This is a genomic window from Nonomuraea glycinis (assembly GCF_014646515.1).
In the GTDB taxonomy this organism is placed as follows: Bacteria; Actinomycetota; Actinomycetes; order Streptosporangiales; family Streptosporangiaceae; genus Nonomuraea; species Nonomuraea glycinis.
In genome coordinates this window covers 256,908-271,326 of record NZ_BMNK01000011.1, presented here as the reverse complement: position 1 = coordinate 271,326, position 14,419 = coordinate 256,908, and the positions used below count along the sequence as shown (strand labels likewise).

Below are 14,419 nucleotides of genomic sequence, written 5' to 3'. Positions count from 1 at the left end.
CCGATGGACATTCTGCGTTTCGCCACGGCGGGAAGCGTCGACGACGGCAAGTCCACCCTCATCGGGCGGCTCCTGTTCGACTCCAAGGCGATCTTCGAAGACCAGCTCGAGGCGGTCGAGCGCACCTCGCGCGACCGCGGCACCGAATACACCGACCTGTCGCTGCTCACCGACGGCCTGCGGGCCGAGCGGGAGCAGGGCATCACCATCGACGTCGCCTACCGCTACTTCGCGACGCCGCGCCGCAAGTTCATCATCGCGGACACCCCCGGGCACATCCAGTACACCCGCAACATGGTGACCGGCGCCTCCACCGCCGACCTGGCGATCATTCTCATCGACGCGCGCAAGGGCGTGCTGGAGCAGTCGCGCCGGCACGCCTTCCTCACCTCTCTCCTGCGCGTCCCCCACCTGGTGCTGGCCGTCAACAAGATGGACCTGGTGGACTACTCCGAGGAGCGCTTCGACGAGATCCGCGAGGAGTTCACCGCCTTCGCGTCCAAGCTGAACGTGTCCGACCTCACGTTCATCCCCATCTCCGCGCTCAACGGCGACAACGTGGTGTCCCGCTCCGAGAACACCCCCTGGTACCAAGGCACCTCGCTGCTCCACCACCTGGAGAACGTGCACATCGCCTCCGACCGCAACCTGGTCGACGTGCGCTTCCCCGTCCAATACGTCATCCGCCCCAACCGGGCCACCGACCACGCCTTCCACGACTACCGGGGCTATGCCGGCCAGGTCGCGGGCGGGGTGCTCAAGCCGGGCGACGAGGTGGTGCACCTGCCGTCCGGCCTGACGACCAGGATCGCCTCCATCGACACCTTCGACGGGCCGGTGGAGGAGGCGTTCCCGCCCATGTCGGTGACGCTCCGCTTCGAGGACGACCTCGACATCTCCCGGGGCGACATGATCGCCCGGCCCAACAACCAGCCGCAGGTGGTCCAGGACCTGGAGGCGATGGTCTGCTGGATGGCGGACGGCGTGAAGCTCACGCCCCGCTCCAAGCTGACCATCAAGCACACCACCCGGACGGCTCGGGCCCTCGTCCGCGACCTGCAATACCGCCTGGACGTCAACACCCTGCACCGGGACGAGGAGGCGACGTCGCTGGGCCTCAACGAGATCGGCCGCGTCACGCTCCGGATCACGCAGCCGCTGTTCGTGGACGACTACGGCCGCAACCGGATGACCGGCGGTTTCATCCTGGTGGACGAGTCCACCAACGGGACCGTGGGCGCCGGCATGATCCTGGAGGTCCGCTGACCTTCCGGTCCTGAGTCTTGCGGTCCTGAGTCTTGCGGTTCTGAGTGAAGAACCTGTTCGGACCGCGGGCCGAGTCCGAGGTGTCAGGTCCGGCCGACGCGCTAGCTGAGCCGTCGGCCGGGCCTTTTCGTTGCACGGGGGCTCTTTCCGGTCCTGTGGCGTTGAAGGTAGATCTCTTGGCGATTCGGCGACACTTTGATTACTCTCCGCGCTAGCATCTCCACGTTCCGTGTTCGCGACGTGAGGGTTCACCCTTGTGACCGATCGTTCGACCGCTCCCCGTGTGATCTTCCTGGGCGGCCTCGGCCGTAGCGGCACCACTCTGCTCGAACGGCTCCTCGGCCAGTTGCCCGAGGTGGCGCCCCTCGGTGAGGTGGTGCACCTGTGGGAGCGCGGCGTCCTGGCCGACGAGCCGTGCGGCTGCGGCAGGCCGTTCACCGCGTGCCCGTTCTGGCGTGACGTCGGCGAGCGCGCCTTCGGCGGCTGGACGTCCATGCTGGCCGAGCGCGTCCTGGCATTGCGCCACCGGGTCGACCGCACGCGCCGGCTGGCGCGCATCACCCACGAGGACCTGCCTGAGTACGTACGCGCCTACCGCCGGATCTACCAGGCGGCGGCCGAGGCGGCGCAGGCCCGGACGGTGGTCGACTCCAGCAAGCACGCCTCGCTCGCCTACTGCCTGCTGGAGGCGGGGGTGGACGTCCACGTCGTGCAGGTGGTCCGCGAGCCCCGAGCCGTCGCCCACTCCTGGTGCAGGACCGTGGCCCGGCCCGAGGACGGCAAGCCGATGACCCGCTGGGGCCCCGCCCGCACCGCCGTGCACTGGACGGCCCAGAACCTCGCCCTGGAGCTGCTGGCCGTCCGGGGAGCGCCCGTCACCCGCGTCCGCTACGAGGACCTGCTGGCCACACCGCACGAGACACTGACGAACCTGGCTCAGGACCTCGGCTTCACCTCCCCGCGCCTGCCGTTCCTGCACGGCACGACCGCCTACCTGACCACGGCGCACACCGCTTCGGGCAACCCGATGCGCTTCACCGCCGGGGCCGTCGAGCTGGCCAGGGACGACTCCTGGCTGCGCGGCCTGCCCCGCCACCACCGCAGCCTGGTGGCGGCCCTCACCTGGCCGCTCAGAGCCCGGTACGGCTACGGAAGGGACACCGCGTGAGCCGTACGGCCGCCTCGGTAGGGGTGGTGATCCCCACCCGCGGCGACCGCCCCGCCCAGCTACGCGCGGCCGTCGAGGCGGCACTCACTCAGGACTACACAGGCCAGGTAAGCGTGGTGGTCGTCGTCGACGGCGGCCCCCTCCACAGCGTCGTCGATGATCTCCACCCTGTCGTCGGCGGTGGCGTCCGCCGATCTGCGGAGGGCGCCCGGTCCGCCATGGACGGCGGCGGCCCGCACTCCGCCGGCGACGCTGGCGTCCGCCGACCCGTAGGCGGTGGAGGCGCCCCCAGACCCGCCGTGCGGGTGTTGCCCAATCGGTTCACTCCGGGGTTGCCGGGGGCGCGCAATACCGGTATCGCCGCTTGTGACACCGACCTGATCGCCTTCTGCGACGACGACGATCTGTGGCTGCCGGGCAAGCTCGCCGCGCAGACGCGCCTGCTCGCCGACGGCGGCGCCGAGTTCGCGAGCTGCGGCATCGAGATCGAGTACGGCGGGCGACGGGTGCCCAGGCCGGCCGGGACCGACCGGGTCACCGCCGCTGACCTGGTGCGCTCCCGCATGGTGATGGTGCACTCCTCGACATTCCTGTTCAGGCGCGGCACCTTCTGGGTGGACGAGAGCGCCCCCCGAGGCCAGAACGAGGATTGGGATCTCGCGCTCCGCGCCGCCAAGCGCCACCCGATCGCCAACGCCGACGAGCCGCTCGTACGGGTTCGGTGGGGCGCGTCCCACTATGTCGCCCGATGGGCGGACCGTATCGCCGGGCTTGAGTGGATGCTCGCCCGGCACCCCGAACTGGCCGTGGATCCGCGCGGCGCGGCACGGATCTACGGTCAGCTGGCCTTCGGCCATGCCGCCCTGGGAAACCGCCGCAGCGCGGCACGCTGGGTCGTCCGCACCCTCGCCGCTCGGTTCGGCGAGCCACGCGCCCCCATCGCCCTGGCGGTGGCCGCGGGCCTGATCCCCGCCGCCACGGTCCTGGCCCTGCTGCACCATCGCGGGCGGGGCATCTGATGGCCCGGATCCGCGCGAACGCGTCCACGCGGGCGCGGCATCGGATGACCTGGATCCGCGCGAACGCGCCTGATCGCGGGCGGGGCATCTGATGGCCCGGATCCGCGCGAACGCGTCCACCGGCCGGGCGGCGCGGGTGGTGGTCGGCGGGGTCGGGTTCGATCCGCTGACCGAGGACGAGGTGGCCGAGCGGGTCGAGGCCGAGCTGTCCGCCGGCCGAGGCGGGCACATCGTCACCCCGAACGTGGACATCTGCCAGGCCGTCGCCGGGGACGCCGCGCTGCGGGAGCTGGTGGACGGGGCCGAGGTGGTGGTGGCCGACGGGATGCCGCTGGTGTGGGCGTCACGGCTGCTGGGGACGCCGGTGCCCGAGCGGGTCACGGGGGCGGATCTCATCTGGTCGCTGAGCGATCGGGCCGCTCGCCGCGGGTGGCCCGTCTATCTGCTCGGCGGCCCGCCCGGGGTCGCCGCGGCGGCGGCCGCCGAGCTGGCGGGCCGCCATCCACGGCTGCGGGTCTGCGGGGTGGACGCGCCCCCGTACGGGTTCGACGCGACCGCGCGGGGCAGGCAGCAGGCGCGGCGGAAGGTCGTACGGGCGGGGCCGAGGCTGGTGTTCGTGGGGCTCGGCTTCCCCCGGCAGGATCTGCTCATCGACGAGCTGCGCCGCGAGCTGCCCGGCACCTGGTTCGTGGGGTGCGGGGCGGCGATCGGGTTCGCCGCCGGCACGGTGTCACGGGCGCCTCGATGGATGCGCGGGGCGGGGCTCGAATGGCTGTTCAGGCTGGCCTGCGAGCCCGGCCGGCTGGCCCGGCGCTATCTGGTGGACGACGTGCCGTTCGCGCTGCGCCTGCTGCTCACCTCGGTGGCCACCCGCATGCGTCGTCGGTCAGCGCCCTGATCCTGTCGATCTCCTCCTGGGTGAGGCCCCTGGCGCCTGCCCGCAGGGCCGCCCGCGAGTCCATCGGGCGGTAGGCGGTGCGAGACAGTCCTGACCAGGCGAATCCCTGGTCCCGGCTGCCGGGGGCGGTGCACGCCTTCATGACGCGCTCCTCGGCGGCGGGGGTCCACGCCAGGCCGGCGTAGTCGTACAGGCGCTTGAAGCCCGTCCGGGGGTCGGCGGCGAGGTCGTCGTAGGAGGTGACCAGGATGCCGGGGGTGCGTGCGAGGATCTCTCGCGTCACCTGCCACAGCGCCGCCGCCTTCGCGATCCGGTCCTGCGAGCCGACCAGGACGCGCAGCCGCAGCACCTGGGGATGGTCGCGGACGAGCAGCGGCTGTTCGAGCAGCTCGTGGAAGTAGACGGTCCAGCCGAGGCGCTGCCAGCTCGCCACGAACGACACCGGGTCCCGGACGAGGGCGATCACCTTGCACCCCAGCCGCTCGGCGAACCAGCCCGCCGACAGCACCGCGAACGGGTCGTCCAGCAGCGCCCGCCGCCCCGCGAGGCGGCCCAGCGTGAAGGCCCCGCCGTAGCGGATCATGCGCGCCAGGTCGTACGGGGAGCGGTTGGCCCGCAGCTCGGCCGCCCAGCGGTAGCGCAGCGCGACGGTGTCGCGGAAGGCGGGCAGCCAGGTGGGCGCGTTGTCGTCGCAGATGTACTGGAAGCGGTGGCGTACCTGGGCGCGCAGGATGCCGGGGCAGCGGCCGGGCGGATGCTGCGGGTTGAGCGGCTCGTTGACGTAGACGAGCTCGCCGCCGGCGGCCAGCATCTTGCCCGCCCAGCTCGTGCCGCTTCTCGGCAGCCCGGTGACCAGCACCGGAGGGCGGGCGCTCATGCCGTGGCCCAGGCGCGCGGGCGCAGCGCCGAGCGGCTGTGCCGGCCGAAGGGGCGCAGGCCGTAGCGGTGGTGGAGCTGCCAGAGCGGTAGCGCGTTCCTGACCAGCACGCCCGCGGACCAGCCGAGCGCCGCGCCCAGCGCGCCGTGCGCCGGGATCAGCGCCAAGTCCAGCAGGACCGTGCAGGCACCGGCCGCGACGAGGTTGCGCAGGCTGGCCGTGGTGTGGCCGGCGGCGGTCAGCACGACGTCGACCATGCCGGACGCCGTGGCCGCCATCATCGTGGCCGCCAGGACCAGCGCCACGGGCGTCGCCGCGCCGTAGCCGTCGCCGAAGAGCCGCAGCAGCCAGGGGGCGGCCAGGGCGTAGGCCAGCCAGACGGGCCAGGTCAGCAGCACCAGCCACATGGTGGTCGCCTGGTACAGCTCCCTGGCCGCGGCCAGGTCGCCGTCGGCGAGCGCTCTGACCAGGCGCGGTTGTACGGCCTGCGCCAGGCCCTGGTTGGCGAGCTGGCCCACGATCTTGAAGCGGGTCGCGGCGGTGTAGACGGCCGCCTGCGCGGGGCCGGCGAGCAGGGCGACGATCACGATGTCGAACCGCTGGAACACGGCCTGGACCGCGGCCGCCACCGACCTCGGGGCCGTGTGCCGCCACAGGTCCCGTCCGGTGCCGGGCAGGTAGGGCGTGCGGGGCGCGCGACCGCGCAGAGCGAGCGCCGCCAGCACCAGCACGGGCAGGTACGGCAGCGCCCACGCGACAGGCAGCACCCAGGCAGGCAGCGTCCAGGCAGGCAGTGCCACGCCGGCCACCAGGGCGAGCTGGCCGATCGGGAGCAGCACCCCGCTGAGCAGCACCGTGGGTCGTAGGGCGCCGAAGCCCCGGCCGGCGGCGAGCAGGACGTCCGCCACGGCCAGCACCGGCAGGGCCAGGGCCACCGGGCCGAGCCAGGGGTACAGCAGCACGCCGGCGAGCGTCGCGGCCCCCGTGACGGGCACCAGCGCCGCCCGGATATATCCCGATATGCCGCGATATTCGAAGGCGTTGGCTCTGGCGATGAAGTACACCAGCCCATTGCCCGCGTCCAGCTTGACGATCCCGGCCGCCATCAGCATCAACGCGGTGACCGTGAAGAACGCCCCCGCCTGCTCGACGGAGAACGCCCTGGTGACGACCACGACGAGCCCGAACTGAGCCAGCGCGGCCACCCCCGCCCCCATCACCCCGGCAAGCCCACCCCGCAACACCCGCCCCGACGCCACCCGCCCCGCACTCCCGCCCGGAGCCGCCTGCTCCACGACCTCGCCTGCGGCCACCCGCCTCGCGACCTCGCCGTAAGCCGCCTGTTCTGGCGGTGGTGGGTCGGTGTGGGGGTCCGGTTGGGGTGGGGTCAGGTTCGCCATGAGGGGTCACCGCCCAGCCAGCTCACCAGCCGGGTGTCGTACGGCTCGAAGTGGTCGCGCAGGCTCTGCCGGAGAGAGTCCGGCAGGGGCCTGGGCAGGGGTCGCCCGTTGTGCCGTTCGAACTCGGGGTGGCCCAGCCGGGGCACTCCGAGGAAGTCGAGCACCCGGTCGTAGACCTGCTCGGGCTCGGCGAAGAAGCGGTGGCTGTCGAGCACCAGGATCCGCTCCCGCCCGAACAGCGGCTCCAGCCGGTCGAGCTGCTCGGCGTAACGGCCGCGGGCCAGATAGCCGTGGTGCCGGTGGGAGTGGTGGGCGGAGTGCGGCCCCGCCCGCAGGCTCTCCTCGGCCCCCGCGAGCCGCCCGGCCTCCAGCTCCAGCGCGTGCTCGAAGTGGGACTCGGTCTCGAAGCCTCTGGCCAGCTCGTGGGCGTGCGCGGAGTAGGCCCGCTCGACCGGGTCGCGCACCAGCACGATCAGCTTCACCCCCGGCAGGTCGGCGGCGATCCGCTCCCCGGCCAGCGGATGGAACAGGTAGTAGGGCGACGACTCGAACGCCTGCGGCCCGGCGCCGTGACGCCGGGCGAGCAGTGCCATGCTCACCCGGAGCGGGAAGTGCGCCCGATACCAGGCGGGCCCACGCCAGTAGGCGGCGTCGAAGTAGTGGACCCCCTTGTGCAGCACCGGCTTGAGCAGCAGGGGGTGCTCCGCCAGCGCCCGGTAGAGCGAGGTGGTGCCGCACCGCTGGGCCCCGGCGATCAGGAACGACGGCAGGATCCGCGCCTTGGAGGTGACCTTCCCGGTGGTCCGCGACACGGACAGCACCGATCGCTTCATGACCTTCATGTCAGCGGCTCCTGGTGGTCGACGACCGGGTTGAGCCAGTGGTCCGCCGGGCCGAGGGGTTCGTGGCCGTCGGCGGCGTGCCGGTCGGCCAGCGCGATGAGGTAGTGCAGCGCGGTCTGCCTGGCCTGCGCGGCCGACAGCCCGAACGGCGCCAGCGTCCGCAGCGCCTGGGCAAGGCAGGCGCGCGCGGCGGTCGGCGGGTCCATGCGGCGCAGCGCCCGCTGGAAGAAGTGGTGCACCGCGTCGAACCCGTAGGGGACGCCGGTCGCGTAGCGCTCCCAGTCCCACACGAGCAGCCGCCCGTCGGCGGACGGCGAGATGTTCCACGGGGCCAGGTCGCCGTGCCAGGCCGCGCCGTCGGGGCCGCCCGTGGCCGCGATCTCCTTGACGGCCCTGACCAGCAGCGGGCCGGGCACCCGGCGGCGGCGGACGGGCAGCGGGGACAGGGCGAGCAGGCTGAGGCCGCGCCAGCTCCCGTGGTGCAGCACGGTGGGCGTGACGACGGTCTTGAGCGGGAGGCCGGCCAGCTCGCGCAGCGCGGCGGCCTCGTTGTCGACCAGCGCGCGGGCCCGGTCGGTGTCGCCCACCTTCACGAAGGCCAGGCGGGCGCCGTCGCTGTGGACCTCCAGGATGGGCTTGCGGTTGGCCCGGCGCGCCGGGCGCACGTGCAGGACGATCTCCACCGGTGCGCCGAAGACCTCCCCGAGGTGGGCCGAGATCGACCCGTCCATGGGCAGCAGGACGCGCGGCCCGGCCAGTCGGTGCCACCAGCGGCGCGGCGCCAGACGGCGAGGCAGCCGGGCGTGCGGGAGCAGCGTGTGGGCGCGCGGATCACCCTGGCCGGGATAAAGGAGCCGGAGCGTGTCGCCGAAATAGCTGAGCCTGATGTCGGTGTCGGTCATGCGGGATTTCTCCACAGGAGCGCGAAGGAGATGAAGTAGAGGCTGAGCGGCGTGACCAGGCCGTCATAGATGAACATGTAGAGCAGCACCAGGCTCATCACCAGCACTCCGGCGAGCCCGATCGGGGTCCTGTCGGTCCAGTGGCGGCGGATCGCGCCGGCGAAGAAGGCCACGTAGAGCGCCGCGCCCGCGAAGCCCTGCGTGATGAGCATCAGCCAGAGCTGGCCGTCGCCGCCCAGCGGGGGATGGCCGCAGCCGGGGCACCAGCCGGTCTTGCCGGTGGTGATCGTACGGTGGTTGCCCGTGGCGTTGCGGGTGTTGCCGAAGCCGATGACGGGCGAGTGGGTCGCGGCCTCGATCGTGGCCGACACGGTGAAGGCCCGGATGTCGTTGGAGTGCGGGCTGTCCAGCCGCTGGACGACGAGGGGGGCGAGCGGGCTGAGCGCGAACACCAGCGCCCCCGTCGCCGCCGCGGCGCAGAGGGTGACCCTGGTCCTGCCGCCCACCCGGACGATCAGGTAGCAGACGGCCAGCCCGAGGCCGATCCACAGGCCCCGGTTGAGCGAGTAGACGATCGGGACGGCCGCCAGGGCGATCAGCACCACGGCCAGCGCCTTGCGGCGGCGGGTGCCGTACACCCACCAGCCGACCACGAACCAGACGAGCAGCACCGACACGTTGCTGCCCCACGCGTTGGCCCATTCGAACGGCGCCTCCGGCCGGGGCGAGGCGTAGCCGAGCACCTTCTGGGTCTGCGCGGCGGTGGGGTGGATCAGGTTCTGGACGAAGGAGTTGTCGGCCAGCCAGCCCGGCAGGACCAGCTCCACCGGTGAGGTGAAGGAGAAGCCGGGAGCCAGCACGCCGAGCAGCCCGCCGGCCACGGTGGTGATGAACAGCACGCCGAGCATCCGCAGGAGCCGGAGCTGCGGCAACTCGCGCTCGGTGAGGTTGCCCAGGTAGAGAACCATGATCATGAGCGACAGGTAGAGCGTCAGGCGCATGGCGTAGCCGAGGAAGCGGCCCAGGCCCAGCTCGCCGTAGGTGCCGGGCGGCATCTCCGCCAGCATCAGCCCGCTCACCAGATGGCCGGCGATCAGCAGCAGCCACAGCCCGAACCCGCGCGGCACCCGGATCGGCCTGCGCCGCCACAGGATGATCCCCATGGGCACGGCCAGCACGACGACCGACAGCCCGCCGAAGCCGAGCGCCCACCAGACGGGATAACCGAGCAGCAGCGCGGCGATGGGCCACGCGGGTCCTGTCACGCCCGCTTGCCCGGCGGCTGATGGAGCGCGTGCATGGGCGAGGTGTCGGCGCCCGCGGCGCGCTCGGGCTCGCCACCGGCGACCAGCTTGCCCAGCGGTGTGTGCTGGGGAGTGGGCGGCGCGGGAGTCAGGTCCGTGGTGGTCACCGCGCCGATGATCGGCACGTTGTGCCGGCTGAGATGCCGTACGGTGGCCGCGACCTGGACGGAGGTCGCCTGGCCCAGGCCGATCAGCAGCAGGGCCGCGTCCGCCCTGGCCAGGTCGCTCACGTCCGCGCCGCTCAGCACCGACAGCGGCGCGCTGGTGGCCAGCGGGGCGGCCACCCGGGAGGAGCCGAGCTCGGCCGGGACGGCCCTGACCAGCAGTCGCTTGCCCGGGCAGGCGGCGAGCACGGCGGAGGTCAGGTCGTGCAGCGCGGCGGGGTCGCGCGGGTAGGACAGATCGGCCAGGGCGGGCAGTCCGGTGAGCCGCTCGACGTCGGCGGTGCTGCGCAGCCGGGTGTCGAGGCGGTCGCGCAGCACCGCCGCGGCGGCCCCCAGCAGCAGGCCCGCCATGAGCCCGGAGCCGAGGCACAGCGGCAGGCTGGGGGACCTGGGCAGCGACGGCATGACGGCCGGGCTGATGACCGATCCGGGCGTCACCGCCAGGGTCCGCAGCGCGTCGTACTTCAGTGTGAGGCTGCTCGCCTGCCGGGTGAGCACCCCCTGCCGGTAGGTGGCGAGCGTGTGCGCGGCGGTGCCCCTGGTCAGCCCGCCGAGCTGTTTGATCGCCGCGCCGAGCGAGGTGTTGACCTGCCGGAGCTTGGCCAGCAGGAGCTTCTGCTGGGCGAGGATGGCGGCCTGCGCGCTCTCGGTGCGATGGGCGAGGTAGGCCTCGGCGTAGGCCCGCGAGCCGGCGGCGGCGGTGGCCGGGTCGGCGGCGCTGTAGGAGATCGACAGGACGGAGGAGTTGGGCGGGACCGACACCTCGGCGGGCTCCAGGGCGGTGGCGTTCACCGCCTGGGCGGCCTTGGCCGCGACGACGGACGACAGGGCGATCTGCGCCTCGGTGTCGAGGTTGAGGGGCTCGCGCTGCCGGGTGGTCACCTGGTTGACCTGCTCGGAGACGCCCACGGGGGTGACGAGGAGCTGGGTGGTCGCGGTGTAGGAAGGGGGGACGATCCGCAGCAGGGCGAGCCCTGTCGTGCCGCCGGCCAGGACGCAGCCGAGCAGGAGCAGCCAGCGCCTGCGGAGCAGCGAGAGGTGCTCTCCCAGGTCGGTGCCGGAGCGGTGGGCCGGGCGGTCCGGCGGCAGGCTCATGGAGGCGGGTCTCCCTGCGTTTGCTGCGCATTGTCGCCATTCGGCGACTCTGCGTAACGTGTCGAGGTGTGCGCCCACTATAGGCGGGCCAGATATTACCCAGCCAGATTACCCAAGATTTTCTCCTGTACGACCCGAGAATCGTACCCCTATAAAGCGATAAATCGCTGTTTGTCGGTGAGTCGTGCACCCCATCTGGCCTGCGCTGACCGCTACTCCGGCTGAAGTTGCGGCAATGGCGTGGCATGGTTCAGGTTGATAGGGCGGGGGTCGCCCAATGAGGGGGTTGAAAGTTATGACGCGCTGGAATTATTCGTACAGAGCGATAAACAGCAATTTGAAGGCTGATGTCGCCAAAGGGGCGATCGGCAGCTTGGCCTTGGCCGTCCTGCTGGCCGCGTGCTCGAGCCCGGCGCCCAGCGGGCCGGCCGCCGGCCGGCGGAGCGCGCCGGCGGACGGCGGCGGTGGCCCCGCCGTGGTGAGCGCGCCCTCCTGTGCAGTCACCGGCAAGCTCATCCCCTCGTGCGGCGCGTGGTGGGGCATCGCCCCGGAGATCTTCACGGGCACCCGGGTGGAGGAGGCGCTGCACAGCGCCGAGGCGCGCATGGGGGCGACGGCCGACCTGGTGCACGTCTATCACCGGGGCAAGGAGCTGTTCCCGACCAAGCAGGAGATCCGGATCGCCCGGGACCCGGCCCGCCCCCGCCTGCTGCTGATCAACTGGAAGCCGTCGCTCGGCCACACCTGGGCCGAGATCGCGGGCGGCGCCATCGACGACAGGATCGACCGCCTGGCCCACCATCTCCGGCGGACCTTTCCCGAGGAGTTCTTCCTCACCATCCACCACGAGCCGGAGAACGACGTGGAGACCGCGGCGGAGTCCGGCATGGGGGCCGACGACTACACGGCCATGTTCCGGCACGTCGTGCTCCGGCTGCGCGCCAAGGGCGTCAAGAACGCGGTGACCGTGATGACCTACATGGGCGCGCCCAACTGGGCCACCAAGTCCTGGTTCGAGGAGCTCTACCCGGGCGACGACGTGGTCGACTGGGTGGCGATGGACCCCTACGCCGACAACCGGGTGCACGACTTCGGCAGCCTGGTCAACAAGACCCGCGAGGACTTCGAGGAGTGGCCCGGCTTCTACCGCTGGATGCAGTGGCGCTTTCCCGGCAAGCCGGTCATGGTCGCGGAGTGGGGTGTGTTCGAGCGGGCCGACGACCCGGCGTTCAAGCGCGCGTTCTTCGAGTCCGTACGCAGCCAGGTCCGCCGCTATCCGCAGATCAAGGCGCTGGTCTACTTCGACTCGCCGAGCGCGCCGCGAGGCGACACCCGCTTCGACACCGACCCCACGGCGGACCGGGCGTTCACCGAGCTCGCGCGAGATCCGCACTTTCGCGCGACGCGCGTGCCGCGGCCCTGACCCGCAGCCGCCGGCCGATGACCATGACCAGCACAGCCACCGCCAGCACGGCCAGAGTGACCAGGTCGGCCACGCCGAGCAGCTTGAGCGCGGAGGCCAGCAGCACGACGGCGAGCATCGCCCTGACCAGGCCGCCGGGGGCCCGCGAGGAGACCCGGGCGCCCAGATAGACGCCGGGGATGGAGCCGATCAGCAGGGAGAGCGTGAGATCGAGCCGGAAGTCGCCGAACAGCAGGTGTCCCAGCGCCGCCGAGACCACCAGCGGCACGGCCTGGACCAGGTCGGTGCCGACGAGCTGGTTGGCCTTGAGCGCCGGATAGAGGGCGATCAGGGCCACGATGATCAGCGAACCGGAGCCCACGGAGGACACGCCCACCACCAGGCCGCCTACCGTACCGACCAGTAGGGTCGGGATTGGGCGTACGACGATCTCCCGTGCCTCCGCCGAGCCGCCCCGGTCGCCCAGCCACGCCTTGATCCCCAGGCCCGCGACGGCCAGCAGCAGCGCGACGCCGAGCGCGTACTTCACCCCGTCGCCGACCGCGAACGCGCGGGCCAGGAACACCCCGCAGAACGCCGCCGGGACGGACCCCACGCAGAGCCAGCCGACCAGGCGCAGGTTCACGGTGCCCCGGCGCAGGTGGACCATGCCGCCGACCGGCTTCATCACGGCCGAGGCCACCAGGTCGCTGGAGACGGCGGCCAGCGGCGGGACGTTGAAGAACAGCATCATCATCGGCGTCATCAGCGCGCCGCCGCCCATGCCGGTGAGCCCGACGACGATGGCCACGAGGAACGAGCCGAGGATCAGCGGAGGGTCGATCACCGGATCCACCGGCCGTCGCGCAGCCTGGCCAGCACCTGCTCGACCGCCGCCTCGACGGAGATGTGCGTGGTGTCGACGACCAGGTCGGCGTCGTCCGGCTCCTCGTAGGGATCGGAGATGCCGGTGAACTCGGGGATGAGCCCCGCGCGGGCCTTGGCGTACAGGCCCTTGCGGTCGCGGCGCTCGCACTCCTCCAGCGGGGTGGCGACGTGCACGAGCAGGAAGTCGGCGCCGACCGACTCGACCATCTCGCGCACCTCCTCGCGGGTGGCGGCGTAGGGGGCGATGGGGGCGCAGATGGCCAGGCCGCCGTGGCGCGCGGCCTCGGCGGCCACGAAGCCGATGCGGCGGATGTTGAGGTCGCGGTCGGCCTTGGAGAACGTCAGGCCCTTGGAGAGCAGGTGGCGCACCACGTCGCCGTCGAGGTAGGTGACCGTGCGGGTGCCGAGCTCCAGCAGGCTGTCCCGCAGGCCGCGGGCGATCGTGGACTTGCCCGATCCGGACAGGCCGGTGAAGAACACCACCAGGCCGCGGCGGTGCGGCGGTCCGGGGATCCGCACCGGATCCGGCCCGGCCAGGTGCTCGGTGGCGCCGTAGGAGAAGGCGATGTGCTCGCGCAGCTCCAGGTCGATCTCGGGCTCCTCGCGCGGCGCCAGCGGCACCGGGACGACGATCGTGCTCTCGGGCAGCTGGCCTTTGGCCTTCAGCGCGGCTCTGACCAGGGCCGGGCCCGCCTCGCCGTACGACAGGGGGAGCAGCAGGATCACCGCGTCGAGCTCCTTGGCGGTGGCGAGGATCTCGTTGAGGTCGTCGAGCGGCCCCCGCATGGTGACGGCGAGCGCCGGACGCCCGCCGAGCTCCACGCGGACCTCGTCAGGGGTGCGGCGCAGCCGGGCGAACGGGCCGTGCTCGGCCGCGCCCAGCCCGCGCACCGGCCCGGCGGCCGGCCCGTCCGCCGGATGCTCGGTCACGGTGAGTACGGCGAGCGGGACGCCCTCGGGGTCGAGCAGCGTGACCTCGTCGCCGGGAGTCACCTCGTCAGGCAGGTGGATCGTGACCGGAGCCGGCCACGGCGTGCCGTCGGCCAGCGTGCCGCGCTCGTGCACCAGATGGATGTCGTCGTGGCCGAGGAACCCGGTCAACGGCTGGAACGCCCCGGAGAGCAGCAGCTCCAGGTCGGCCAGCTCACGTGCGTCGGGGGTCCACTCCACGTCAAACATCCCAACTATTCCGAT

The 14,419-nt window shown here is 72.3% G+C and carries 13 protein-coding genes; 5 read left to right on the top strand and 8 right to left on the bottom strand.

Annotated features, from left to right (window positions below; all coding sequences use genetic code 11):
• Positions 1-3 precede the first annotated feature (3 nt).
• From cysN to IEY87_RS28970, 4 genes are all read left to right on the top strand, one after another.
• The gene (gene cysN, locus IEY87_RS28985; RefSeq protein WP_189141962.1) at positions 4-1,266 is read left to right on the top strand and encodes a sulfate adenylyltransferase subunit CysN; all 1,263 of its coding nucleotides are present in this window, start codon (positions 4-6) and stop codon (positions 1,264-1,266) included.
• A 256-nt stretch (positions 1,267-1,522) separates the two neighbouring features.
• A complete protein-coding gene (locus tag IEY87_RS28980) occupies positions 1,523-2,434 on the top strand; it encodes a sulfotransferase (protein ID WP_189141961.1) in 912 nt (303 codons plus the stop codon).
• Positions 2,431-3,453 (top strand): glycosyltransferase family 2 protein, encoded by a 1,023-nt coding sequence (locus tag IEY87_RS28975; RefSeq protein WP_189141960.1) that lies wholly within the window; start codon positions 2,431-2,433, stop codon positions 3,451-3,453. The genes IEY87_RS28980 and IEY87_RS28975 overlap by 4 nt, the downstream gene beginning before the upstream one ends.
• Before the next feature lie 91 nt (positions 3,454-3,544).
• Positions 3,545-4,351, top strand: a complete 807-nt coding sequence (locus tag IEY87_RS28970; RefSeq protein WP_189141959.1) for a WecB/TagA/CpsF family glycosyltransferase — start codon at positions 3,545-3,547, stop codon at positions 4,349-4,351.
• Here IEY87_RS28970 and IEY87_RS28965 read toward each other — a convergent pair.
• From IEY87_RS28965 to IEY87_RS28940, 6 genes are read right to left on the bottom strand one after another with little or no spacing between them, the layout of a single operon-like run.
• Positions 4,308-5,228, bottom strand: a complete 921-nt coding sequence (locus tag IEY87_RS28965; RefSeq protein ID WP_189141958.1) for a sulfotransferase — start codon at positions 5,226-5,228, stop codon at positions 4,308-4,310. The two genes, IEY87_RS28970 and IEY87_RS28965, sit on opposite strands and share 44 nt — an antisense overlap.
• Positions 5,225-6,628 (bottom strand): lipopolysaccharide biosynthesis protein, encoded by a 1,404-nt coding sequence (locus IEY87_RS28960; RefSeq protein WP_189141957.1) that lies wholly within the window; start codon positions 6,626-6,628, stop codon positions 5,225-5,227. Before IEY87_RS28960 ends, IEY87_RS28965 begins: the two co-directional genes overlap by 4 nt.
• Positions 6,616-7,470, bottom strand: a complete 855-nt coding sequence (locus IEY87_RS28955) for a sulfotransferase domain-containing protein (RefSeq protein WP_189141956.1) — start codon at positions 7,468-7,470, stop codon at positions 6,616-6,618. Before IEY87_RS28955 ends, IEY87_RS28960 begins: the two co-directional genes overlap by 13 nt.
• The gene (locus IEY87_RS28950; RefSeq protein WP_189141955.1) at positions 7,467-8,372 is read right to left on the bottom strand and encodes a hypothetical protein; all 906 of its coding nucleotides are present in this window, start codon (positions 8,370-8,372) and stop codon (positions 7,467-7,469) included. The genes IEY87_RS28955 and IEY87_RS28950 overlap by 4 nt, the downstream gene beginning before the upstream one ends.
• Positions 8,369-9,637 carry a hypothetical protein gene (locus IEY87_RS28945; protein WP_189141954.1) on the bottom strand — a complete coding sequence of 423 codons (1,269 nt, stop codon included), beginning with the start codon at positions 9,635-9,637 and terminating at the stop codon, positions 8,369-8,371. The genes IEY87_RS28950 and IEY87_RS28945 overlap by 4 nt, the downstream gene beginning before the upstream one ends.
• Entirely contained in the window at positions 9,634-10,935 is a 1,302-nt protein-coding gene (locus IEY87_RS28940; protein WP_189141953.1) for a Wzz/FepE/Etk N-terminal domain-containing protein, read from the bottom strand. The genes IEY87_RS28945 and IEY87_RS28940 overlap by 4 nt, the downstream gene beginning before the upstream one ends.
• 337 nt (positions 10,936-11,272) lie before the next feature.
• Between IEY87_RS28940 and IEY87_RS28935 the strand changes: the two genes are divergently transcribed.
• Positions 11,273-12,358 carry a glycoside hydrolase family 26 protein gene (locus IEY87_RS28935; RefSeq protein ID WP_189141952.1) on the top strand — a complete coding sequence of 362 codons (1,086 nt, stop codon included), beginning with the start codon at positions 11,273-11,275 and terminating at the stop codon, positions 12,356-12,358.
• Here the strand turns inward: IEY87_RS28935 and IEY87_RS28930 are convergent.
• Both IEY87_RS28930 and cysC read right to left on the bottom strand, forming a co-directional pair.
• The gene (locus IEY87_RS28930) at positions 12,303-13,184 is read right to left on the bottom strand and encodes a sulfite exporter TauE/SafE family protein (RefSeq protein ID WP_225277743.1); all 882 of its coding nucleotides are present in this window, start codon (positions 13,182-13,184) and stop codon (positions 12,303-12,305) included. The two genes, IEY87_RS28935 and IEY87_RS28930, sit on opposite strands and share 56 nt — an antisense overlap.
• Complete coding sequence (cysC, locus tag IEY87_RS28925; protein ID WP_189141951.1) at positions 13,181-14,404, bottom strand: adenylyl-sulfate kinase; 1,224 nt, start codon at positions 14,402-14,404, stop codon at positions 13,181-13,183. Before cysC ends, IEY87_RS28930 begins: the two co-directional genes overlap by 4 nt.
• Positions 14,405-14,419 lie beyond the last annotated feature (15 nt).

What these genes read in the sequence shown, in the direction of transcription:
- cysN (WP_189141962.1), top strand. Translation starts at nt 4, where the DNA reads ATGGACATTCTGCGTTTCGCCACGGCGGGAAGCGTCGACGACGGCAAG.
- IEY87_RS28970 (WP_189141959.1), top strand. Translation starts at nt 3,545, where the DNA reads ATGGCCCGGATCCGCGCGAACGCGTCCACCGGCCGGGCGGCGCGGGTG.
- IEY87_RS28965 (WP_189141958.1), bottom strand. Translation starts at nt 5,228, where the DNA reads ATGAGCGCCCGCCCTCCGGTGCTGGTCACCGGGCTGCCGAGAAGCGGC.
- IEY87_RS28960 (WP_189141957.1), bottom strand. Translation starts at nt 6,628, where the DNA reads ATGGCGAACCTGACCCCACCCCAACCGGACCCCCACACCGACCCACCA.
- IEY87_RS28955 (WP_189141956.1), bottom strand. Translation starts at nt 7,470, where the DNA reads ATGAAGGTCATGAAGCGATCGGTGCTGTCCGTGTCGCGGACCACCGGG.
- IEY87_RS28950 (WP_189141955.1), bottom strand. Translation starts at nt 8,372, where the DNA reads ATGACCGACACCGACATCAGGCTCAGCTATTTCGGCGACACGCTCCGG.
- IEY87_RS28940 (WP_189141953.1), bottom strand. Translation starts at nt 10,935, where the DNA reads ATGAGCCTGCCGCCGGACCGCCCGGCCCACCGCTCCGGCACCGACCTG.
- cysC (WP_189141951.1), bottom strand. Translation starts at nt 14,404, where the DNA reads ATGTTTGACGTGGAGTGGACCCCCGACGCACGTGAGCTGGCCGACCTG.